Below are 21,616 nucleotides of genomic sequence, written 5' to 3' on the forward strand. Positions count from 1 at the left end.
CTCGCGGCCATGGGGGGTGGGTCGTACAGGCCCCGGCATCCAGCTCGGGACTGGAGGTAGCTTGCCGTAACCCCACCCCCCTTCCTCCCTGCGCCGTCCGGGCCGTATCAGGAAGGCCGTCTGCCGACGGACGCAGGTAGCCGCCGATGACATGATCTTGCTGTGACTCGTGTGGTCACGGGTACGGAGCCCTCCTGGACGGCCCCGTTCGCCAGGCTGAGCCCACGTCAGTTCGGCAAGCGGGTCACCACCCTGCATGGGCACGGTGCTGATTTGCGGTCAGCCGGCCGGTGACCTTCAACCACAACGACTGCAAGGCAGGCGGCGGCGTCCACCCCTCGCCGGATGAGCGGGAAACAACACTGGTCAACCAGCAGGCCCTGGATCATTTACGGGACAGCCGTCAAGGGGCTGCAATTCGCGGGACGTGACGCGGCCGACGCCGGTACCGGTGACACCGTTGGCGAATCCGGTCCGCTGAGCCGAGGCGCGATAGCTGTCACGTCATCTATGCCAAGATCTGAGGGTGGAGATGACCGACGTCACGCGTGCGATCGCGACTGCGACTTCGGTCGCTGCATCACTCGACCTGCCAGCCAACGATGCAATCGTCCTCCACAACTCGAACAAGCTGGCACTGCGGCTGACGCCATGTGATGTCTTTGCTCGTGTCGCCCCTGTGGGACAAGAGGTTGCACAGTTCGAAGTCGAGCTCGCTCAGAGGCTCGCCGAAGTCGGGTGCCCGGTGTGTCCCTTGGAGCCTCGGGCGGACCCGCGTGTGTACACGCGCGATGGCTTCGCAGTGACGTTGTGGACCTACTACGAGCCCGTGGCACCTCACACCTCACCAGTCGACTACGCCAAGGCGCTGGAGCGGCTGCACGCCGGCATGCGCAAGGTCGATGAGTCGAGCCCGAGGTTCACGGACAGGATCACGGAGGCGCAAGAAGTTGTCGCCGACCCGGATCGCTCGCCGGAACTCGCCGACGCGGACCGCGTTTTCCTCAGCGGCAGGCTCGCAAGCCTGCGGCGAGCGGTCGACGACCGCGGCGCCGTGGAGCAGATGCTCCACGGCGAGCCGCATCCAGGCAATGTGCTCAGCACGAAGAACGGCCCGTTGTTCATCGACCTTGAGACGTGCTGCCGTGGACCCGTCGAGTTCGATCTCGCCCATGTTCCCGAGGCGGTCTGCGAGCACTATCCAAGCGTTGACCAAGGGCTGCTGGACGAGTGTCGGCAGCTCGTAATCGCGATGGTCGCCGCGTGGCGTTGGGAGCTTGGCGACCAGTTTCCGAATGGGAGGCGATTCGGAGAGGAATGCCTGCGCTTGCTGCGAGAGGGTCCTCCTTGGCCGACACTCGACACAGTGACCAGGCGACTGGATGATCTTCGGCAGTGACCGGCTTCAGGCTTTCGGCTCATCCGCCGAGTTCTACTCGGCGGGCCGGAGGGCTGCCAGCCGGGACGTCCGAGTGCGGGCCCGTGGGGTGGCGACCACGTCGGCTTCCCTGCTTGGGTAATCGCGTGCAGCGACACCGACGCCCTCCCCAAACACAACGTCGGCCTTCTCGACCACAACGGGTCATGAAGGCCGACGTCACGTTCAGCCCCGGATTCGCCAACAGTGTCGTACCGGTCGACGGGGGCCGCGTCCGTCAAGGATCAGCAGGCGTCGTACTTCCAGTCGCCGCCCTCAAGCGTCCACGGCTGCCCCTCCTGATCGAACTTCGGTAGCCCCTGCACCTTGTACGAGACTCGACCCTTGTCCCCTGAGACGGTGGCGTGCACGTCCGTCGCCGGGTGGTCGGGCCCATAGCCCTTCGCAGCCTTGTCCACGGTGGCCGCGTACACCGCCGGGTCCGCCTTGGCCCGGCAACGCTTCGACAAGAAGGCGTACGCGCCCTTCCCGTCCCCTCCGAAGTAGAGGTCCACGTACGTGTCCGCAACGCGCTCCAAATCGACGGCATCGGCCGGCGTCGGGGTGGTGGTCGGCGTCTCGGCGGCCGTGGTCGGCCTGCTGCTTGGGGCTTCGGCCTTGCCGTCGCTCGAGGAGTCGCAGGCGGCCAGAGTGGCGAGCAGGGTGGCGGCGAGTGTGATGGTGGCGCGGGTGCGCATGTGTCCCCCCATGAACATTGTGACTGAGGGGGCATGGTGCCACGCCGGTCGGACGGCGGCCTCACCGCCCTCGACCGCGCGGTCGGTCCGACAACGTGAGTACGGACTCCGCGGGCCACAGTGTCGGGAGCCCTCAACACGCCCGCCTGGCCTACGCGTCACGCCGCTGGCTGCTCCGTCCTCCGGCCGCTTTCCAGGCTGACCGGAGAGGCGGGCGCCGGCGCCATGGGCGCCCGCCTCACGTTCGGTCAGCGCTTGCGGTGGGCAAAGCGGGTGCCGTCATAGCTCTCGGCCTGGGTGTCGATGCCCGGGAACGTCCTCGCGCCGGTCAGGACCGGCAGCGCCGACCTGTCGTTCTTCAGGGTGTAGGCGTAGAACGCTCGTAGGTAGGTGACCGCGAGGCTCTGCTGCTGCGCGGCGGTCGGCCGCCCCGGCGTGTCCGGGCATGTGGTGTCGTCGCCGTCGGTCGGCCCCGGACCCGTCGTCCACTCGGTGTTGTAGAAATTGTGGTTGCCCTTCGTCACCCGCAGCCGGAAGCCGCGTGCGCCTGCCCGGCTGCGGGCGTCATCGAAGTAGGCCTCGCCGCCCAGGGACCAGCACCCGGCCGAGATGACGGCGAGGGGTGTCCTCGTCACCAGCGTGTCGTAGAAACCGCTGGGCCCGGGCGAGGCGACGGCGGCCACGCCGCGGATGCGGACGCCGGCCGGCAACTCGCCGCGGTGGGCGTCGGCGGCCTGGTACATGACGCCCTCGCCGCCGACCGAGTGGCCCATCGTGCCCACGCGACTCAGGTCGAGCCGGTTTTCGAAGTCGACCCGCACGGGCCGGCCGGTACGCGGATCGGTGAAGTGGCCGGCGAGCGGGCCGCCTCCGGTCGTGTTCAGCTGCTGGAGCAACCGAAGGTGCCGGTCGATGAGATGGGCGCGCTGCGGTGCGACGCCCATGTAGTAGTTGACGCCGTTCGCGCTCGGTGACACCACCACGTAACCGTCCCGGGCCAGCGCGTCGGCCAGATAGTCGTAGCCCCGGTTGCTGGGATAGGGAGCCACCCCCGCCGGGCACGGCCAGCTCCCCCAGTCCGCATCGTCGGCGGAGTAGCAGGAGAGCTGCTGCCCGTGCAGCAGGACGACCACCGGCAGCCGGCCGGCCGACTTGAGCGGATAATGGACCACCGCACGGATCTCTGCGACGCCGTCCCAGTCCTGCGGGTCGGTGAACGCCTCGTCGCCCAGGTTGTACTCAACCACCCCGACCGCGTCGGCCGGCTGCGCCTGCGCGCCGGGAACACCCGTCAGCAGGACGGCGACTAGGGCCGCGAGCGCGAGCCCGGCGACGCCGAGCCGCACCCGTAATACCTGGAACATGACCTGCCCCTTCGTGGTGTGACCATGACCGAAGGGACCCTAGGCATCACGTGTGAGGAAGACGTCAGCATGGCAGGGGCGGAAGCCCTGTGGAGGACTCCCGCCCGGGTCCTGCGCGGTTACGGCTCCCAGACCGGCGCCCGCCAGATCCGTTAACGACGACGATCGTGCTCGTGGACCGGATTGGCGAGGGTACAGGACCGTTTGGTCCGACCAGGCCCGGAAGTCCCGGAGCCCTGTCGGTTCCGGACAGTTCCGGGCGGTTCCGGGCGGAGGCGTCACCTGGCCGGTGATGTCGCCGTCCGGCGGCGCGGCATCGTCAGGCAGCGCTCTCCGGGTGGGTGAGGTTCGCTCCGGTCGCCGGGTCGAAAACGTGCGCCTTGGCCATGTCGACCAGCAGCTCCACCGGTGCGCCCTCACGGGCGCGCGTGGCGGCGTCGAGGCGGGCCACGATCTGCTGGACCTCCGAGCCGGTGTCCCGCATACCCGAGTCAGCCGCCAGTTCCTCCAGTTCCGTGGTCGTCACGGACCCGCCCTCCGCGGTGAAGTACACGTACACATCGGAGCCCAGCGACTCCAGTACGTCCACGGCGGCAGTGAACACCGGTCCGCCCCGGCCTCGTTCAGTGGACAGGGCCGCGTCCTCGAAGGCCTCTGGCCGCAGGCCGACGATGACGTCGCGGGGCGCGTTCTGCCGTTCCAGTGATTGCCTCGTACGGTCCTCGAGGGGCAGATCCCCGAGGGGCGAGTGCAGCACACCGCCCTCCAGGGTGGCGTTCACGAAGTTCATCGCCGGCGAGCCGATGAAGCCCGCGACGAAGAGGTTGCGCGGCAGGTCGTAGAGCTGTGCGGGCGTGCCGATCTGCTGGACCAGGCCCTGCCGCATCACGACCACCCGGTCGCCCAGGGTCATCGCCTCGGTCTGGTCGTGGGTGACGTACACGGTGGTGGTGCCGAGGCGCCGTTGCAGGCGGGAGATCTGAGTGCGCATCTGCACCCGGAGTTTCGCGTCCAGGTTGGACAGTGGCTCGTCCATCAGGAACACCTTGGGGTCGCGGACGATCGCCCGGCCCATGGCCACCCGCTGGCGCTGCCCACCGGAGAGATTCGCGGGCTTGCGGTCCAGGTGTTCGGTGAGGTCGAGAATGCGGGCGGCCTCCTCGACCTTGGAGTTGATGGTGGCCTTGTCCACCTTCGCCAACCGCAGCGGGAATCCCATGTTCTCGCGCACGCTCATGTGCGGGTACAGGGCGTAACTCTGGAACACCATGGCCACGTCGCGCTCTTTGGGAGCGAGCTGATTGACGACCTGGTCACCGATGCGCAGGGTGCCCTCGGTGATGTCCTCGAGCCCGGCGATCATGTTGAGGGTGGTGGACTTGCCGCAACCGGAAGGACCCACCAGGATCACGAACTCGCCGTCGGCGATGTCGAGGTCCACCTCCTTCACGGCAAGGGATCCGTCGGGGAAACGCTTGGTGACTCCCTCGAGGATGATCTCGGCCATGGTGCTGACTCCTTGCCTTCATGCCTTCCGGGTCCGGGTGTCGCGGTCGGTGACCCGTGCCGGCGGCCTGCATGCCGCGGTCGGCCCGGTCATCCCTTGACCGCCCCGGAGGTCAGTCCGGCGACGATCCGCCGCTGGAAGAGCAGAACGAAAATGATGATCGGAATGGTGATCACCACGGCGGCGGCGGCGATCGACCCGGTGGGCTGCTGGAACTGCGAACTTCCGGTGAAGAACGCGATGGCGGCGGGCACCGTGCGCGCGGCCGTGGTGGAGGTCAGCGAGATGGCGAACAGGAAGTCGTTCCAGCAGAAGATGAAGACGAGGATGGCCGTGGTGAACACGCCCGGCGCGGCCAGCGGCGCGATGACCAGCCGGAATGCCTGCGCGGGTGTGGCCCCGTCCACCTTGGCGGCCTTCTCCAGGTCCCACGGGATCTCCCGGAAGAACGCCGACAGGGTGTAGATCGCCAGCGGCAGGGAGAAGGTCATGTACGGGATGATCAGTCCCACCCAGGTGTCGAAGATCCCCACGATGCGTTCGATGTTGAACAGCGGGGACACCAGGGAGATCGGGGGGAACATGGCGATCAGCAGCGACATGCCGATGAGGACGCGCTTGCCGGGGAACCGCAGCCTGGCCACCGCGTAGGCGGCCATGGTGCCCAACACCACCGCGATCACCGTGGAGATCAGGGCGATACCGATCGAGTTGATCAGCGCCCGGGTGAATTCGGAGGTCTTGAAGATGCCCCGGTAGTTGTCCCAAGTCCATTCACTGGGAATGTAGTTGCCGTCGGTGAGGGTGCTGGGCTTCTTGAACGACAGCGCGGCGATCCACCACACCGGGAACAGGGCGTACAGCACCACCACCGCGTTGATGACACCCCAGCGGGTGGCGTGCGTCTTTCCCACGGTGGCCATCAGCGCTTCACCTCCGCTCCAGGTGCGGCCGCGCCGAAGAGCTTGACGAAGGCGAAGGCGATGATCCCGACGGAGATGAAGATCAGGACCGAGATCGTCGAACCGATGCCCAGGTTGAGCGCGGTGAACAGGTTGTCGTAACCGAGGATGGACACGGAGCCCGTGTCGTGGGCGCCCGAGGTCAGGATGTAGATGTTGTCGAAGATCCGGAACGCGTCCAGCGTGCGGAAGAGCAGCGCCACCAGGATCGCCGGTTTCATCAGCGGCAGCACGATCTTGAAGAACCGCTGCCGGGAGGTGGCGCCGTCCACCATGGCCGCCTTCAGGGTTTCCTCGGGGACCAGGGCGAGGCCCGCGAGCAGCAGGAGGGCCATGAACGGGGTCGTCTTCCACACCTCGGCGAGCACGATCAGCCACAAGGCGGACCACTGATGGGTCAGCGGTGCCGATCCGTTGGGCAACAGCGCCGCGAGGTAACCCAGCTGTGGCGTCCAGGCGTACTGCCAGGAGAAGGCGGCGACGACGGTGACGATGCCGTAGGGGATGAGGACCGCGGTGCGTACGGAGCCGCGGCCGAAGATGGTGCGGTGCATCACCAGAGCGAGCGCCATGCCGAGGACCAGTTCGATGGCCACGGACACGCCGGTGATGAACAGCGTCACCCAGAAGGCCTGCCACCAGAACGGGGAGGACAGGACCGCACCGTAGTTGCTCAGGCCCACGAACTTCGCCTGCCCTGGGAAGCGCAAGTCGTAGCGCTGGAGGGACAGGTAGATGGCGTATCCGATCGGGTACGCCGTCACAGCGACCATGACGATCACGGCCGGCGAGCAGAGCAGCCAGCCCAGCCGCCGCTCCTGCCTGGCGCCGGCCGAGAGCGCCGCCTGGTCTTGCTTCGTCTGCTTCGCCTCAGGGGGTGGCGGGGCTCCGGCCGGTTCCGTCTGCGTACTCATCGGGGACCGCCGCAGGATGAGACCAGCGCTCGGGGGCGCCGGCCAAGGAGGTGGTGGTTCACGGGATCACTCCCTTGGATTGCAGAGCATCGTCGATCTCGCCGCTGATGGTGTTGACCGAGCTCACCGGCTTGATCGCGGACGGCGGGGACAGCGTGTGGGAGACGGCGATCGACACGTTCTGGTAGGCGGGGGTCAGCGGCCGCACGCTCGCCGACTCCAGGGACGCGAGCACCTCCTTGGCGAACGGATACGCCTTGATGAACGGCGGCTCGTCGTACAAGGCACGCAAGGTGGGCGGCAGGCCGCCCACGAGCGCGGCGGTGCGCTGGTTCTGCCGGTTGCGCAGGCACAGGGCCGCCTCGAAGGCCAGTTGGGGGTGGCGCGAGTAGGCGCTCACGGCCAGGTCGATGCCGCCGATGGTCGGCCGTGCCGGGCGGTTCGCGTCGACCCTGGGGTACGGCGCCCAGCGGAAGTGCTTGAACAGTGCCGGATTGTTCGCCTTCATCGACGGATAGACGAACGGATAGTTGATCTCGAAGGCGGCATCCCCGGCCTCCATGGCGAGACGGTTCTGGTCCTCCATCTGGTTGGACAGGGAGGGGTCCGCGGCCACAGAGCGCGCCAGGTCGCGCATGATCCCGGCGGCCCGCACGGCGGGTGGACCGAGGGAGGGCTTGGTCGCCGACGGGTTGAGGATGGAGCCGCCCGCGCTGTTGATCAGCGTGTTGAACCAGACGGTCAGGCCCTCGTACTGAGCACCCTGGATCTCCACATAGTGCGGCTTGCCCTGCCGGGCGAGGTTACGGGCCATGTTCAGCATCTCGGCCCACGTCTTGGGCGGGGTGGGCACCAGATCCTTGCGGTACCACAGAAGCTGGGTGTTGGTGTTGTACGGGACGGCGTACAGCTTGTTCTTCCAGGTCGCCGTCTGCAGCGGTACGCGCAGGGTGCCCTCGGTGGCCCTCTGCTTCGCCGCGCCGGTCCACTCGCGGATCCAGCCCGCCTGGGCGAACTCCGCCCCCCAGGTGACGTCCAGGCCCATGATGTCGATCGAGTTGTCATGGGCCGCAAGCCTGCGGACAAGCTGCTGGCGCTGGCCGTCGGCCGCACGCGGGAGCTTGTTGTAATTGATCTTGTAGCGGCCGTGGGATGCCTGGCTGCACCGGTCGGCCGCCTTCTGGAGCGCGCCCGAGTCGTCCGGGAAGTTGTACCAGTTCAAGGTGGGCCGACCGGACGCCTGCCCACTGCCGCAGGCCGCGAGCGTCGACGCCAGCAGGGGCAGGACGGCGAACGCCCGTAGCCGTCGCATCCTCCCCTTGGGGCGCCTCTTGACCGAAAGCGGCCGAAAGCCGGTCTTCGCGTCCACGCGCTCCACACCTCGCTTCCGGGCCGGTGGTCACGGGAATCGGATCCCGCGCCGTTCTCTACCCAACGAACGCTAGACACTACATAGAGCAACAACAAGTACATATGCAGCAAATGACCTACATAGTTCATTGTGGGTCCAAAGTGACGATCATCGTCGGCCAAGGGGCGCCCGCAGGCATCTCGTGTCGGTTCGTCTCCACCCGTCCCAGGTGCAGTGCAGTCCAAGCGGTGGCACCGCCGAGGCGAAAAGGCCGACGCGTTGGATTCCGGGAGGGACCCCTCCCGGAATCTCCCGAAGCGTTGCGGCCGAGTGGGCGACGCGGCGGACCCGCGTGCCCAGGTCCAACGACGGCAGCCTCATCACCCTCACACGGTGAAGTCCGCGGCCTTGGTCTTGAGCGTCGTCTCGCCGTCCTTGGTGGTGGCCAGGGCGGCCACGTGCCACAGCCTCGCGGGGATCCGACGGTATCGGCGCGGGAGGCGGTGAGTGCTTCGCCTGCCCGCACCCGCCCTGGTCGATTGGCCGGTCTCGGCAGGGATTTGACGCGCGAGGGCGGGGCTTGAGTGAGTGTCAGGTCCATCATGCCTGGTCGGAGACGTTTTCGGTAGGACGAAGCGCACGCCTGTACGGCCTTGTTGCGGGTGGCGTCCTGCCCGCAGACTCGTCGTCATCCACTCTCCGGCCCACGTGCCGGCATCCGTCGTCGGCTGCCGGCGCGTTCGCCGTGCTGTCTCGCCGTGGGACATGCGCCGGTCGGAGAGGGGCGGGGACGAAGGGGATCGATGGATCGGGACATGGTCGTGCTGGCGAAGGTCAAGTTGCTCGGTGCCAACCGTCGGGTGGTGCGAGGCGTCGAGGGACTGTGGATCTACCGCCTGCTGACGCAGGTCGAGCCGGAGGTGTACGGATCGAAGCTGGCGTACGTCCTGGTGGAGGAGAGCGGCTCGCCCCTGGTGCGGGAGCTGCCTGAACGCAGGCTGGCCCTGCTCGACGAGGCCGTGGAGGTGGCGAAGGCCCTCAGCCCGGCGAACCCCTTCCGGGAGAAGGTGTTGCAGAGGGCACTGGCTGCGAGAGCTCGCATGGTGCCCTAATAAGGGGCACCTAGGGCGAGCATCGGACGCGATTTCGCCCTGGCAAGGCGCGCGAGCTGGTGCGCCGCACGGGCCCGCCCTCGGGGCACAGGAGGGCGGGCCCCGGCCGTCTGCGACCGGAGCGCAGTGCGGGATCGGTGGCGGTTCTGGATGCAGAGAACCAGAAGGCTGCTGCCGGGGCCGCAGGCGCGCCGGAACCCCACGCCGTCACACGGCTGCGGTGCTTCTCCGTGGCTACGGGTACAGCTTCTCGCCCTTCGCCAGCATCGCTACGTACTTCTCTATCCGGCGCGCCCGGGTCTCGGGCTTCTTGGCGTCTTGGACCCGGTAGAGGATCGAGTAGCGGTTCTGCCGGTCCAGCGTCTCGAAGAATTCCGCCGCGGCCGGGTCGGCGGCCAGGGCCGCCGCGAGGTCGTCCGGCACCGCGGCGGTCTTCGCGCCGTCGTAGGCCGCCTCCCAGCGGCCGTCTGTCTTGGCACGGTCGACCTCGGCCTGCCCCGCGGGATGCATCCGGCCCTGCTCGATCAGGGCGGCCGCCTTGTCCCGGTTGACCTTGGACCACTTGCTGCGCGGCTTGCGCGGGGTGAAGCGCTGGAGCCACCACTGGTCGTCGAACTTGGCCTTCTGGCCGTCGATCCAGCCGTAGCAGAGGGCCACGTCGAGCGCCTGGGCGTAGTCCAGCGCGGCGACTCCGGGGCCCTTCTTGCGAAGCTTGAGCCAGAGGCCGGGCGAGGCGGCGTGGTGCTCGCCGAGCCATGCCTCGAAGGCCTCGGCGGATTCGAACGCGACGATTTCCAAGTCCGGAGTCACCTCAGCAGCGAACCACGTTCGACGCCAGACCGAGACCGTCTCGCAGAGTCTGGCGATGATTACCGCCACTCTCGTAACAGGCGGTACATTGAGTTCCGATATATGTCCTGTTGTATCGCCTCGTGTGCGGCGGCCCGCTGTCCGAAGAACATCGTGATGCCGTGAAATGAAAGTACTGGGGAGGACCGTGTCATGAGCGGCACGCTGGCCGACGAGATCCGCAGCCGTCTGGGGGATCTCAGCCCCGCCGAGCGTAAGGTCGCCCGGGTGCTCTTGGCGGGGTATCCCGCCGCCGTCTTCGAGACAGTGGCGACCATCGCGGAGCGTGCGGCGGTGTCCACTCCGACCGTTCTGCGCTGCGCCTCCCGGCTCGGGTACCGGGGATTTCCCGACCTGCAGGCCGCGCTGCGTGCGGAGCTGGATGCCCGCAACGCCTCCCCAATCACCCTGTACGAGTCCGCTGTTGCCGGACCGGACGAGCGACCGGACGAGGTTGCGGGTGACGAGGGGCGGTTGCAGGGTCGGCTGGCGCTGCTCCAGCAGGCGCTGTCACAGACCTTCCACGAGGTGTCCCCGCACGATTTCGAGACTGCGGCCGAACTGCTCAGCGACGCCCGGCGCCGGGTTCATCTGGTCGGCGGTCGCTTCACGCATCTGCTGGCGCGCTATCTCGGTCTGCACTTGATGCAGGTGCGTGATCAGGTCGCTTTCCTGCCGGACCGGGACGTGGAGCGGACCTCGTCCCTGACCCAGTTGACCCGCCGCGACGTCATGGTCATCTTCGACTACCGCCGGTACGAGACGGAGATGACCGTCATCGCCGAACTCGTTCGTGAGCGAGGCGGGAAGGTCGTCGTCTTCACGGATCCCTGGCTCTCCCCCGCGGCCGCGCACGCCGACGTCGTCCTCATCAACCAGGTCGCGTCCAGCTCGCCGTACGACAGTCTGACCCCGACGCTTGCCCTTATCGAGACGCTGATCTCCGCGGTGCTCGACCTGCTCGGCCCGGACGCGCACCAGCGGATGAAGGACGGCGAGGACATCGCACGCCGAACTGGGCTGCTGTAAGCCGACGTTGGACCGATGCCGGGACTTCGACCTGGATCATGACGAGGGTGGCCGCGTTCTTGAAGAACGCGGCCACCCTCGTCATGTGCTCAGGACGGCAACCAGGGCTGTCAGCGCGGTGCGATCGAGATGCGGAGGCCGACGAGAGTGTCGGCAGTGCTGCCGTTACCGCTCCAGGCGGCGAAGGCGTCGGGCTTGGTGAAGGTGACGTCGAAGCGCGGGCCGGATTCGAGGGTGGAGGCGGTCGCGGTGTTCTGGGCACCGGACTGGGCGAGCGCACGGGCTGTTCCGCGGAAGGAGTACGCGCTGCCGTGGGGGTTGGCGGCGGAATGGAAGACGTCCGTGTTCGCGGGCACGGCGGCCGCGCCAGCGGGGGTCACGCGCTGTTTGTCGGAGGAGGGGTGGACTCGCCACGTGCGGGCGTCGTAGCGGTCGCGGTCGGTGAGGTAGGAATATCGGGCTCCGCACAGGGTCCATCCGACGGGTGAGGTGCCGGCGCGGGCGTGGCGCAGGTCCAGGACGCCGACGCCGTTGGGGCCCAGGACGGTGAGCTCTTCGTGTGTGCTGCCGGGGTGGTCGACGACGAGGGCGGTGTTCTCGTCGAGGGCGTAGACGCGGTCGTGTCCGGTGTCGGCGGCCAGGCGATAGGCGCGGCCCTCTCGTCCGTAGACTCCGGTGTGGGTGTCGATGAGGGCTGAGCGCAGGAAGCCGAAGCCGCCTCGGGGGATGTAACCGAGGCGAGTGGCGTCGTCGAAGTAGCCGGGGGCGCTGCCGTCGCGCACTCCCTCGTACGACTCGCCACCGCTGACCATGTCGGGCCCGGAGGCGATCTGGGCGCCCGCAGAAGATCCGGCGACGACGGCCCCGCGCGCCAGCTTGGCGCGGATGGCGGCCAGGACCTTGGAATCCTTCTGCCGGGGTCCGCGCAGCAGGGTCTGGATGTAGCGGTACTGGTCGCCGCCGCCGAAGAAGAAGCCGGTCATCGAGTTGACCTGGGCGACGACGGCATCGGAGTCGGCGTTGGCCACATGGTCGAGGTCGACGGGGATCCACTGTGCCTCGGCCGCACCGTGCTTCTTGAACAGCGCCGAGTAATAGGCGCCGTTGCAGGCGGAGTTGCTGCACCGGTCGGGGTCGGCGGCGTCAGGGTCCTGGCTCTCGGGAACGGAGGCGGCGGTGATGACGCCGATACGGGCCCCGGCGCCACCGGCGCGGTCGATGATCTCGCCGTACACCTCGGTGTTGTCGTCCTTGAGGGCGCCACCGACGAGGACGAGCGAGCCGTCGTGGCCGGTGGGCCCCTCACTGCTCGCGTGTGTGCCGGGGGTGGCGGCAACGAGGGTGAGGACGATGCTGCCGACGAGGGCGGCACGGTGGGTGAGGCCGCGAGGTGCGCGCATGGTCTCTCCAGTTGTGAGAGGTGGGCAGAGGGCTTGGGGCTGCCGCGCCTGTCGGCGGGCCCGGCAGGGCGTGGCAGGGCGCGGCAGCTGACGAAAGCGCATCGGGCTTCCGCGCTCGGTGAAGCGTCGGTGGCGCGGGTCAGAGGGAGGCGTCGGCGGCGGAGCCGAGCGTGGCGACGAGGGCGGCCAGCATGGCGATGCGCTGGGGCACGCTGGTGGTGTCGAGCCATTCCTGGGGGGTGTGGTCGGCTCCACCGATGGGGCCCAGCCCGTCCAGGGTCGGCACGCCGGTTCCTGCGATCAGGTTGGCGTCGCCGACTCCGCCGGTGGTCGTGGCCGCCAGGCTCACTCCGACCGCCCGGGCCGCCAGTTGGGCCGTCTCCAGCATGTGGCGGGAGGCGGCGGTGACCTCCATGGGCGGGCACAGGTCGAGTCGTTCGACGGTGATGCTGGTACCGGGGACTGCGGGCCTGCCGGCGGCATCCCGGATGGCACGCTCGACGAGCTGAACGTCGGCGATGGTGGCCGCGCGGACCTCAACGCGCAGTTCGGCGTCGGCGCAGACGATGTTGGCGCGGCTGCCGCCCCTCAAGGTTCCCACGTTCACGGTGACGTCGTCCCAGCGGCCGTTGAGAGCTTGCAGGTCGACGATGAGATGGGCGGCCGCGAGCGCCGCGTTGGCGCCGCGTTCGGGTTCGATGCCGGCGTGGGCGGCCCTGCCGGTGACGGTGATGTGGAAGTCGGCGACGCCTTTGCGGCCGATGACGAGGTCGCCGTTCTCCCGTGCGCATTCCAGACCGAGGGCGAAGTGCATGCCGCGGGCGGTGCGTTCGATGAGGGGACGGCTGGCGGGAGAGCCGATCTCCTCGTCGGGCGTGGCGATCAGGACCAGTTCGTCGTAGGCGGTCCACCGGTGTTCGTCGAGGATCTCGAGCGCTGTCAGGCCGGCGAGCAGGCCGCCCTTGTCGTCGCTGACGCCGGGGCCGTGGGCAAGGGAGCCTTGGAGTGTGAAAGGCCGGGTGAGGGCGGTTCCGCGGTCGAAGACGGTGTCCATGTGGCCGGCCAGGAGGATCCTGCGGCCGCCCTCGCCGGCTGGGAGGGTGCCTTTCTTGCGAGCGACCAGGGCGTCACCCGCCTGGTACGGGCCGTCGGTGGAAAAGCTCACGCGTTCGACGGTGAACCCGGTCCGCTGCAGGCGACGTTGCACCCAGTCGGCGACCTGGTTGACGCCGTCGGGGTCGTAGGACCCCGAGTCCATGGCGACGAGTTCGCTGAGATCCTCCAGGTAACGGGAGCGACGAGACATGGCCAGGTCGAGCAGGTCCGCGGCGAGTTCCTGCCGGCGCGTCGGCGCGCTCACAGGACCTTGGACAGGAAGGCACGGGTGCGTTCCTGTGTCGGTTCGACGAGGACCTGGCCGGGCTCACCGGCTTCGACGACGACACCCTCGTCCATGAAGACGGCGGTGTCGCCGACTTCCCTGGCAAAGCCGATCTCGTGGGTGACGACGACCATCGTCATGCCGTCGGCGGCCAGTTGGCGCATGACGTCCAGGACGTCGCCGACCAGCTCGGGGTCGAGAGCCGACGTCGGCTCGTCGAAGAGCATGAGCTTGGGCTTCATGGCGAGAGCGCGAGCGATGGCGACACGCTGCTGCTGGCCACCGGAGAGCTGGGCGGGGTAGTGGTGGCCGCGATCTGCCAGGCCGACCTGCGCGAGCAGTTGCTGCGCCAGGTCTCGGGCCTGGCCCTTGGGCACGGCCCCGACCTTGACGGGCGCCTCGATGATGTTCTCCAGGGCCGTCATATGGGGGAAGAGGTTGAATCGTTGGAAGACCATGCCGATGTTCCTTCGGCGCTGGGCCACCTCCCGCTCGCGCAGCTCGTGCAGCTTGGTGCCGTGCTGGCGGTAGCCGACGAGGTCGCCGTCGACGCTGAGCCGGCCCCCGTCGACCTTCTCCAGGTGGTTGATGCAGCGCAGAAACGTGGACTTCCCCGAGCCGGAGGGCCCCAGCAGACAGCACACCTGCCCGCGCTCGACGGTGAGGTCGATGCCTTTGAGCACCTCGAGCCTGCCGAAGCGCTTGCGCACCCCTTCGGCCCGGACCATGGCCGCGGTCATCGGCCGTCCTCCTTGTTCTTCTTGCCGAAGATGCTTGCGGCACCGCCGAGCATCCGCTGCAGCGGTGAGGCCTGGGCGCCGCGGGTGGTGCCGCGCCCGTAGCGGCGCTCCAGCCACGCTTGAGGGACGCTGAGCACGCTCACCAGCGCCAGGTACCAGATGCTGGCCACGACGAGCATGGGGATGACCTGGTAGTTCTGGGCGTAGACGTCCTGGATGTTGGACATGAGGTCGTGAGCGGAGATGACCGAGACGAGCGCGGTCATCTTCAGCATGTTGATGGTCTCGTTGCCCATCGGGGGGATGATGACGCGCATCGCCTGGGGCAAGACGATCCTGCGCATGGTGAGCGCCGGGCGCATGCCGAGCGAGTGCGCGGCCTCGGTCTGGCCCGGGTCGACGGACTGGATGCCGGCGCGGACGATCTCGGAGGCGTAGGCGGCCTCGTTCAGCCCAAGCGCGAGCAGTGCGGCGACAGCCGGGGTGAGCAGGGCGTTGGTCTCCGTCTGGAAGAACGTGATGTCGGTGAAGGGGACGCCGATCTTCACGTACTTGTAGAGGGCTGCGGCGTATCCCCAGAAGATGATCTGTACGAGCAGTGGGGTGCCGCGGAAGACCCAGACGAAGGCTGTGGCGATGCCGTACAGGACCGGGCTGGAGGACAGCCGCATGACGGCGATCAGGGTGCCCAGTCCCAGGCCGAGGGTCATGGCCGCGGCGGTCAGCCACAGAGTGGTGCCCAGTCCGTTGAAGACGAGGTCGGCGAAGAGGTAGTGGCCGACGATGTCCCAGTGCAGGTTGTGGTTCTTGGCGAGGGAGCCGATGAGGCCGACGAGTGCCGTCAGGCTGATCACCGCGGCGATCCAGCGCCCGTAGTTGCGGACCGGGACCACTTCGGGTTCCTGACCGCCGGGGTTGCCGGTGGGCGGGGCCGTCAGCACATCCTTGGTGTCGATCATCGCTAGTCCACCGCCGCGTTTTTCGTGGCTTCCTTCGTGGCGATCGAGGCCACGCCGTACTTGTCGTAGATCTTCTTGACGGTGCCGTCGTCGATCAGCGCCTGCAGCGCCTTCTGGATGGCGTCGGTCAGCTCGGGCGACTGCTTGCTGACGGCGATGCCGTTGGGCGAGGCGTTGTACCCTCCGGGCGCGGTCGGGTCCTCGACGAGGTCGAAGGCCTTGCCGCCGTCGGCGGTCTTGGCGACCCAACCGGCCGCGGGCTTGGTCAGGACCTGTGCGACGACCTTGCCGGAACGCAAGGCGAGTTGGGCGTCGGAGTCCTTGGGGTAGGTCTGGATGTCGATCTTCCCCTTGCCTGCGGCGGAGCAGTCTGCCTGGTGCTTCTTGAGCAGGTCGAGCTGGTTGGTCGCGGCCTGCACGGCGACCTTCTGTCCGCACAGGGACTCGAGGTTGGTGATCTTGCCGGGGTTGCCGTCGGCGACGAGGATGCCCGAGCCGGACTGGGAGTAGTCGACGAAGTCGACGACCTGCTGGCGCTGCTTGTTGTCGGTGATGGCCGACAGTGCGGCGTCGAACTTGCCGGCCTGGATGGCCGGGACGATCCCGTCGAACTTCTGTGGCGTGAAGGCGAACGTCACGCCGAGCTTGCCGCCCAGCGCCTGGCCGAGGTCGTAGTCCAGGCCGGTCAGCCGGCTCTCGCCTTCCTTCACGAACATCTCGAAGGGCGGGTAGGGCACGTCGGTGGCCACCCGCACCTTTCCGGCCTTCTTGATCCGGTCCGGGAGCTTGTCGTGCAGGGCCTGGTCCTTGGTGATGTCCACGCCGGCGACCGAGACCTTCCCGTTCGCCGCGGGCGTGGTGTCGGCGCCGCCGTCCTGGCAGGCGGAGAGCGCAGTGAGAGCCGCGGCTGTGGTGGCGGCGGCCGCCATGCGCCGAGCGAGACGAGCGTTCATCGTGGTGGGACCTCTCCGGATCTCTGCCGACGAACCCCTGCCGTCGGCAACAGCAGGGAAGTTACAGAAGGATCCCACAGATGGCTAGATGTATCGTGCGTTACTTTCGCGTAACGCCGCCTCGAAGCCTTGATCGGCTCGACTGACCGCCTATTTGCAGCGATTTATTCGGTTATGTGCCCGCCCTACAGCGGATGCGAGTCATACATCTTCCGGCGCGAAGAATTGACTTGTATCTTCCGCTACTGAGCATGAACTCGCCTCGCGCTCTGACCCGGCGGCTTCCCCATGCCCGCCCGGAACAGGCGCCTCCTCCCCACCACTGGAGCCCTTGTGACGTACCGTCATGCCCGCAAGGCCGTCTACACGGCCGCGGCCCTGTGCGCCCTGGTCCTTCCTCTGGCCACACATCAGCCCGCCCAAGCCGCCGCCAACCGGATCAGACTCGGCAGCGCCTCCGATGTCAGCCGAACCTCCTGGAACGGGCCCGCGTTCACCATGAACGGGGCCGGTGCCGTGGTGCCCGCCTCGATGAGCCGCGCCATCGACGACATACGCGGCGGCACCGGGAGCCTGGACGTGGTGGTCCTCGCCGGCTCAGTGCCCACCTCCGGCAGCAGGACGCCCGAGTGCGACACCGTCATGACGCTCGCGGGCGTCAACTCATGCACGACCTGGACCCTCACCGCCGCGAGCGACGCGGCGAACAGCCAGGTCAACACCGACGTTCGCAACGCCGAGTTCGTGTACTTCGCCGGCGGTGACCAATGCCGGTACGCCGCCTGGAAAGGCACCGCGCTGGAGGCGTCCGTGGAATCGGTCGTGGCCAAGGGAGGAGGCTCCGGGGGCGGCAGCGCCGGCCACCACATCAACAGCCCCATCGTCTACGACGCCTGCAACGGCAGCGTCACCAGCACAGAGGCGCTCGCCAACCCCTACGACCGTGCCATCAGCTTCACCACCGGCATGTTCCAGTGGCCCGACTACGCAAACGTCATCAATGACTCCCACTTCGTCACCCGCGACCGGATGGGCCGCACCATGGCTTTCGTCGCCCGAGCGATCGAAGACGGCCTGACCACCGGCGGCGCCGCCTGGGGCGTGGGCGTCGAGGAGGGCGGCTCCCTGTTCATCGACCGCAACGGCCTGGGCACCCAGTACGGCAACGACGCCTACGTCGTCCTGGGCGACCACCAGCCCGAACAGGCCGTCGACCGCAAGCCGTTGACTTACTCCAACTTCAAGATCTGGCACCTGACGCCGGGCACCACCTTCGATTTCGGAGACCGGCCCGCATGCGGCTACTACCTGCGCAGCGTCACCGCCGGTGTGCCCGACACCAACCTGTACGACGGCACCCCCGTCACGAGCTGCGGTCAGAACGGCGGCGGAGTTCTCACCGAGAGCGAGCCGAACGACACCCGCGACACCGCCGACGACGCCACCGCCCTGCCCTCCCCCGCGACCATCACCGGCGACATGAAGTCCACCAGCGATAGCGACTACTTCAAGGTCACCCTGGGCTCCGGACGGACCGCCTCGCTCACGTGTACCGTCCCCAGCGCCTACGACATGGATCTGTACTGGCTCGACTCGGCCGGCAGCACCCTGGAGCGGTCCGTCAGCGACGGCCCCGGGACCGACGAAGCCCTCACCTTCACCCGGACCGCCGCCGGCACGGGCACCTACTACGTCGACGCCGAGGCGTTCAGCGGGTCCGGCTCCTCCCCCTACACCTGCACCCTGAGCTGACCCGCCGCTCCGCCGTCTGAACTCGACCGGGACCTCGCGTCACCTTCGCCAGAACAGGTGGTGCACCACGCCACTCGGGCTGGGCACGACCTCCAGGTGAAACCGGTCGAGCAGCTCATCCGGGGACTCCCACAGCCGCAGTCCGGACCCGAGCTGCACCGGCGAGACCGCCACATGCAGGGTGTCGACGAGGCCGGCATCAAGGAACTGCCGGATGGTTGTGACCCCGCCGCCGAGCCGGACGTCCTTGCCGTGCGCAGCTTCCCGCGCCCGTTCGAGGACCGTGGCCGGATCGCCGTCGACGAAGTGGAACGTGGTGTCGGACAGCGTGAACGACGGACGCGTGTGGTGGGTCATGACGAACACCGGCGTGCGGAACGGGGGTTCCTGGCCCCACCAGCCGCACCACTCATGGTCCTGCCAGGGGCCGCGCTGAGGCCCGAACTTGTTGCGGCCCATGATCTCGGCTCCGATGTTGCGGGCGAAGTCCCGCGTGAAGCAGTCGTCGAGGCCCCTGCTCCCCCCGGGATCCGTGCGCATGGGCCAGCTCGCGGTGGCTCCGGCCCAGGCGAACAGCCTCTCGGGATGATCGTGGCCGAAGGGCCGCTCAAGACTCTGGTGCTCACCGGCACCGATACCGTCACTCGAGACGTTGAAGTTCATCACTCTCAGCAGCTGATCCACGCGTGTCCTCGTCAGTCCTGTCGCGTCCCCCTGCGGCGAGGCGCCGCACACCATGACGTCGAACGGGACACGGCCGCATCGACAGTCGGAGCCAGAGATTCGCAAGACCGGCGGAATTCGATCCAGATGGAGCAAGCGACCTGACGGAGGACGGCGAAACGCCGCCGGGGTCCTTCTCGGCCTGCGGTAAACCGACGATCATGCCGCATCATGGACATCTTGCTCGTCGCCAGCGCGTTCAACAGCCTGTCCCAGCGTGTGTACGCGGAACTGTCGGACGAAGGGCACCGGGTCGACGTCGTTCTCGCCTCGCACGGCGCCGAGGCGGTCCGGACCGCCGTACGCGAAACAAGTCCGGAACTGATCATCGCTCCGATGCTGAAGACAGCGCTGCCGGAGGACGTCTGGCGGGCACACACCTGCCTTGTCGTGCACCCGGGGCCTCCCGGCGACCGCGGCCCGTCTTCCCTGGACTGGGCCATCGCCGAGGACGCGCCCCAGTGGGGAGTGACCGTGCTCCAGGCCGAGGCCGCCATGGACGCCGGCGACGTGTGGGCATCCGAGTCGTTCCCGATCGCGCCGGTCGGCAAGAGCGACCTGTACCGCAACGAGGCCTCCGACGCCGCCGCGGCCGCCGTCCGGCTGGCCGTACAGCGGTACGCCGAGGGATCGTTCAAGCCGCAGCCGCAGAGCGACCCCTCGGTCCGCGTGGTGTGGCGCGACTTCTTCCGCCAGGAGCAGCGCAGGATCGACTGGGAGAACGACGACACCGAGACGGTGTTGCGCAAGCTTCGCGGGGCCGACTCTCAGCCGGGCGTCCTGGACGAACTCCTCGGCCACGAGGTGTTCCTGCACGGCGGGCATCCCGAGGACCGGCTGCGCGGACACCCCGGGGAGCTGCTCGCGACGCGCGCCGGGGCGGTCTGCCGGGCCACCCGGGACGGCGCGGTGTGGATTCCGGAGCTGAGGCCCCGCAAGAACTCCGGCGACCCCGCGCCGTTCCGCCGCCCGGCGGCCTCCGTGCTGGCCGACTTCTCCGCTCCGCGGCTGCCGGAGATCGCGGCCCCGCTCGACCTGCCTCCCGGCCGCAACACCTGGGCCGACATCCGGTACCGGCAGCACGGCGACACGGGCTTCCTGACCTTCTCCTTCCCCGGCGGGGCAACGAGCACCGTCCACTGCCGCAGGCTGCTCGCCGCCTACCGGTACGCACTCACCCGCCCCACCCGGGTACTGGTGCTCGGCGGATCCCGCGACTTCTTCTCCAACGGCATCCACCTCAACGTCATCGAGTCCGCCGCCGACCCCGCGGGCGAGTCCTGGTCCAACCTCAACGCCATGGACGACCTCGTCGAGGCCGTCCTGCGCACCACCGACCGCCTCGTGGTGGCGGCACTCGGCGGCAACGCGGCAGCCGGCGGCGTCATGCTCGCCCTGGCCGCCGACCAGGTGTGGTGCCGCACCGGCACCGTCCTCAACCCGCACTACCGGCGGATGGGCCTGTACGGCTCGGAGTTCTGGACCTACACGCTGCCCCGCCGCGTCGGAACCGAGACCGCCCGGCGGCTGACGGCGGAAGCACTGCCGGTGAGCGCCACCACCGCCGCACAACTCGGAATGGTCAACCGTGTGGTGCCGACCTCGGCCCAGGAGTTCGCCGCCGAGGTCGAGAACCTGGCGACCGCACTCGCCGACGACCCGGACCTCGAGCGCCAGATCACCGCGAAGGCCACGACCCGCCGGACGGACGAGGAACAACGACCACTCACCGACTACCGGCGGGCCGAACTCGCCCGTATGCGCGCCATCTTCTTCGATCCGCACGCCCCGTACCACGCCCTGCGCTCGGCCTTCGTCCGCAAGCTGCCAAGCGGCTCGGCCCGCCCCCTGTCCCCGGTCGACGAGCCCGTCGCCGGGGGTGACCGATGACAAGGCCTGCCACCCGACTGCTGGTGGCAGGCGTCGGCAACATCTTCCTCGCGGACGACGCCTTCGGCCCCGAGGTGATCCGCGCCCTGGACCGGCGGCCGCTGCCCGCCGAGGTGCGGGTGCGGGACTTCGGCATCCGCGGGCTCGATCTCGCGTACGAACTCCTGGACGGCTACGACACGGCCGTCCTCGTCGACGCGGCCGTGCGAGGGCACCAGCCGGGCACCCTGTCACTGATCGAGCCGGAGCTCCCGGACGGCGGCACGGGCGCCGCCCCGCCGGAGGCGCACGGCATGGATCCGGCGAAGGTGCTGGCCCTGGCCGCCCACCTCGGCGACGAGCCGCTGCCGCGCGTCCTCGTACTGGCTTGCGAGCCCGAGGTGCGGCCCCACGGGGACGACGACATCGCCCCGGGCATCAGCGCGACGGTCCGCGACGCGGTCGAACGGGCCGTCACGGCTCTGCACACCATGGTTCCGGTGCTCCTCGCCGACCCCGCGGCCACGCCCCCGTTGAGCCGCCCGGACGAATCCACCGGCCCGTCCGCGGCCGGGCTCCCGCAGCCGGTGGCCGGCGGCGTCGAGGATCGGTGACGCACCGACACCCGGTCTCTCC

General features: G+C 68.6%; 19 protein-coding genes and 1 pseudogene. 7 read left to right on the forward strand and 13 right to left on the reverse strand.

Annotation, left to right across the window (positions count from 1 at the left end; all coding sequences use genetic code 11):
• Positions 1-162 precede the first annotated feature (162 nt).
• A pseudogene (locus tag ACIGDI_RS18660) lies at positions 163-291 on the forward strand (IS5/IS1182 family transposase); the annotation flags it as partial.
• A gap of 241 nt (positions 292-532) precedes the next feature.
• Positions 533-1,399: a phosphotransferase gene (locus ACIGDI_RS18665; RefSeq protein WP_399898842.1), complete on the forward strand. Its 867-nt coding sequence runs from the start codon at positions 533-535 to the stop codon at positions 1,397-1,399.
• A 263-nt stretch (positions 1,400-1,662) separates the two neighbouring features.
• On the opposite strand, the gene ACIGDI_RS18670 is transcribed toward ACIGDI_RS18665, so the two are convergent.
• The 6 genes from ACIGDI_RS18670 to ACIGDI_RS18695 form a co-directional block, all read right to left on the reverse strand.
• On the reverse strand, positions 1,663-2,115 hold the full coding sequence (locus tag ACIGDI_RS18670; protein ID WP_399897746.1) for a hypothetical protein: 453 nt from the start codon (positions 2,113-2,115) through the stop codon (positions 1,663-1,665).
• Between the two features lie 248 nt (positions 2,116-2,363).
• Entirely contained in the window at positions 2,364-3,479 is a 1,116-nt protein-coding gene (locus ACIGDI_RS18675) for a hypothetical protein (protein WP_399897749.1), read from the reverse strand.
• Positions 3,480-3,798: 319 nt separating this feature from the next.
• Positions 3,799-4,986 carry an ABC transporter ATP-binding protein gene (locus ACIGDI_RS18680; protein WP_399897752.1) on the reverse strand — a complete coding sequence of 396 codons (1,188 nt, stop codon included), beginning with the start codon at positions 4,984-4,986 and terminating at the stop codon, positions 3,799-3,801.
• A gap of 89 nt (positions 4,987-5,075) precedes the next feature.
• The gene (locus tag ACIGDI_RS18685; protein ID WP_234490295.1) at positions 5,076-5,909 is read right to left on the reverse strand and encodes a carbohydrate ABC transporter permease; all 834 of its coding nucleotides are present in this window, start codon (positions 5,907-5,909) and stop codon (positions 5,076-5,078) included.
• Complete coding sequence (locus ACIGDI_RS18690) at positions 5,909-6,862, reverse strand: sugar ABC transporter permease (RefSeq protein WP_351579418.1); 954 nt, start codon at positions 6,860-6,862, stop codon at positions 5,909-5,911. The genes ACIGDI_RS18685 and ACIGDI_RS18690 overlap by 1 nt, the downstream gene beginning before the upstream one ends.
• Positions 6,863-6,920: 58 nt before the next feature.
• The gene (locus ACIGDI_RS18695) at positions 6,921-8,174 is read right to left on the reverse strand and encodes an ABC transporter substrate-binding protein (RefSeq protein ID WP_399897756.1); all 1,254 of its coding nucleotides are present in this window, start codon (positions 8,172-8,174) and stop codon (positions 6,921-6,923) included.
• Between the two features lie 842 nt (positions 8,175-9,016).
• Here ACIGDI_RS18695 and ACIGDI_RS18700 point away from each other — a divergent pair.
• Positions 9,017-9,325 (forward strand): hypothetical protein, encoded by a 309-nt coding sequence (locus ACIGDI_RS18700; RefSeq protein WP_399897759.1) that lies wholly within the window; start codon positions 9,017-9,019, stop codon positions 9,323-9,325.
• Positions 9,326-9,559: 234 nt separating this feature from the next.
• Here ACIGDI_RS18700 and ACIGDI_RS18705 read toward each other — a convergent pair whose 3' ends face one another.
• Positions 9,560-10,123 carry a YdeI family protein gene (locus ACIGDI_RS18705; RefSeq protein WP_399897762.1) on the reverse strand — a complete coding sequence of 188 codons (564 nt, stop codon included), beginning with the start codon at positions 10,121-10,123 and terminating at the stop codon, positions 9,560-9,562.
• Positions 10,124-10,327: 204 nt separating this feature from the next.
• Here ACIGDI_RS18705 and ACIGDI_RS18710 point away from each other — a divergent pair, with 204 nt between their 5' ends.
• Positions 10,328-11,203, forward strand: coding sequence for a MurR/RpiR family transcriptional regulator (locus tag ACIGDI_RS18710; protein ID WP_399897765.1), 876 nt, complete (start codon positions 10,328-10,330; stop codon positions 11,201-11,203).
• Positions 11,204-11,313: 110 nt separating this feature from the next.
• On the opposite strand, the gene ACIGDI_RS18715 is transcribed toward ACIGDI_RS18710, so the two are convergent.
• The 5 genes from ACIGDI_RS18715 to ACIGDI_RS18735 all read right to left on the reverse strand — a co-directional run bounded on the left by ACIGDI_RS18715 (position 11,314) and on the right by ACIGDI_RS18735 (position 16,636).
• A complete protein-coding gene (locus ACIGDI_RS18715) occupies positions 11,314-12,603 on the reverse strand; it encodes a cyanophycinase (protein ID WP_399897768.1) in 1,290 nt (429 codons plus the stop codon).
• Positions 12,604-12,742: 139 nt separating this feature from the next.
• The gene (locus tag ACIGDI_RS18720; RefSeq protein ID WP_399897771.1) at positions 12,743-13,963 is read right to left on the reverse strand and encodes a M20 family metallopeptidase; all 1,221 of its coding nucleotides are present in this window, start codon (positions 13,961-13,963) and stop codon (positions 12,743-12,745) included.
• Entirely contained in the window at positions 13,960-14,712 is a 753-nt protein-coding gene (locus tag ACIGDI_RS18725) for an amino acid ABC transporter ATP-binding protein (protein WP_399898844.1), read from the reverse strand. The genes ACIGDI_RS18720 and ACIGDI_RS18725 overlap by 4 nt, the downstream gene beginning before the upstream one ends.
• Before the next feature lie 8 nt (positions 14,713-14,720).
• Complete coding sequence (locus ACIGDI_RS18730; protein WP_399897774.1) at positions 14,721-15,683, reverse strand: amino acid ABC transporter permease; 963 nt, start codon at positions 15,681-15,683, stop codon at positions 14,721-14,723.
• Positions 15,684-15,685: 2 nt separating this feature from the next.
• A complete protein-coding gene (locus ACIGDI_RS18735; RefSeq protein ID WP_399897777.1) occupies positions 15,686-16,636 on the reverse strand; it encodes an ABC transporter substrate-binding protein in 951 nt (316 codons plus the stop codon).
• Between the two features lie 333 nt (positions 16,637-16,969).
• Here ACIGDI_RS18735 and ACIGDI_RS18740 point away from each other — a divergent pair, with 333 nt between their 5' ends.
• Entirely contained in the window at positions 16,970-18,388 is a 1,419-nt protein-coding gene (locus ACIGDI_RS18740; protein ID WP_399897780.1) for a hypothetical protein, read from the forward strand.
• A 39-nt stretch (positions 18,389-18,427) separates the two neighbouring features.
• On the opposite strand, the gene ACIGDI_RS18745 is transcribed toward ACIGDI_RS18740, so the two are convergent.
• The gene (locus ACIGDI_RS18745) at positions 18,428-19,072 is read right to left on the reverse strand and encodes a dihydrofolate reductase family protein (RefSeq protein ID WP_399897783.1); all 645 of its coding nucleotides are present in this window, start codon (positions 19,070-19,072) and stop codon (positions 18,428-18,430) included.
• Positions 19,073-19,282: 210 nt separating this feature from the next.
• On the opposite strand from ACIGDI_RS18745, the gene ACIGDI_RS18750 reads away from it, so the two are divergent.
• Both ACIGDI_RS18750 and ACIGDI_RS18755 read left to right on the forward strand, forming a co-directional pair.
• The gene (locus ACIGDI_RS18750) at positions 19,283-21,001 is read left to right on the forward strand and encodes a hydrogenase maturation protein (protein ID WP_399897786.1); all 1,719 of its coding nucleotides are present in this window, start codon (positions 19,283-19,285) and stop codon (positions 20,999-21,001) included.
• Positions 20,998-21,594, forward strand: coding sequence for a hydrogenase maturation protease (locus ACIGDI_RS18755; RefSeq protein ID WP_399897789.1), 597 nt, complete (start codon positions 20,998-21,000; stop codon positions 21,592-21,594). Before ACIGDI_RS18750 ends, ACIGDI_RS18755 begins: the two co-directional genes overlap by 4 nt.
• The last annotated feature ends 22 nt before the right edge of the window (positions 21,595-21,616 follow it).

Origin of the sequence: Streptomyces sp. NPDC085900, assembly GCF_044540925.1 — a bacterium.
In the GTDB taxonomy this organism is placed as follows: Bacteria; Actinomycetota; Actinomycetes; order Streptomycetales; family Streptomycetaceae; genus Streptomyces; species Streptomyces gilvifuscus.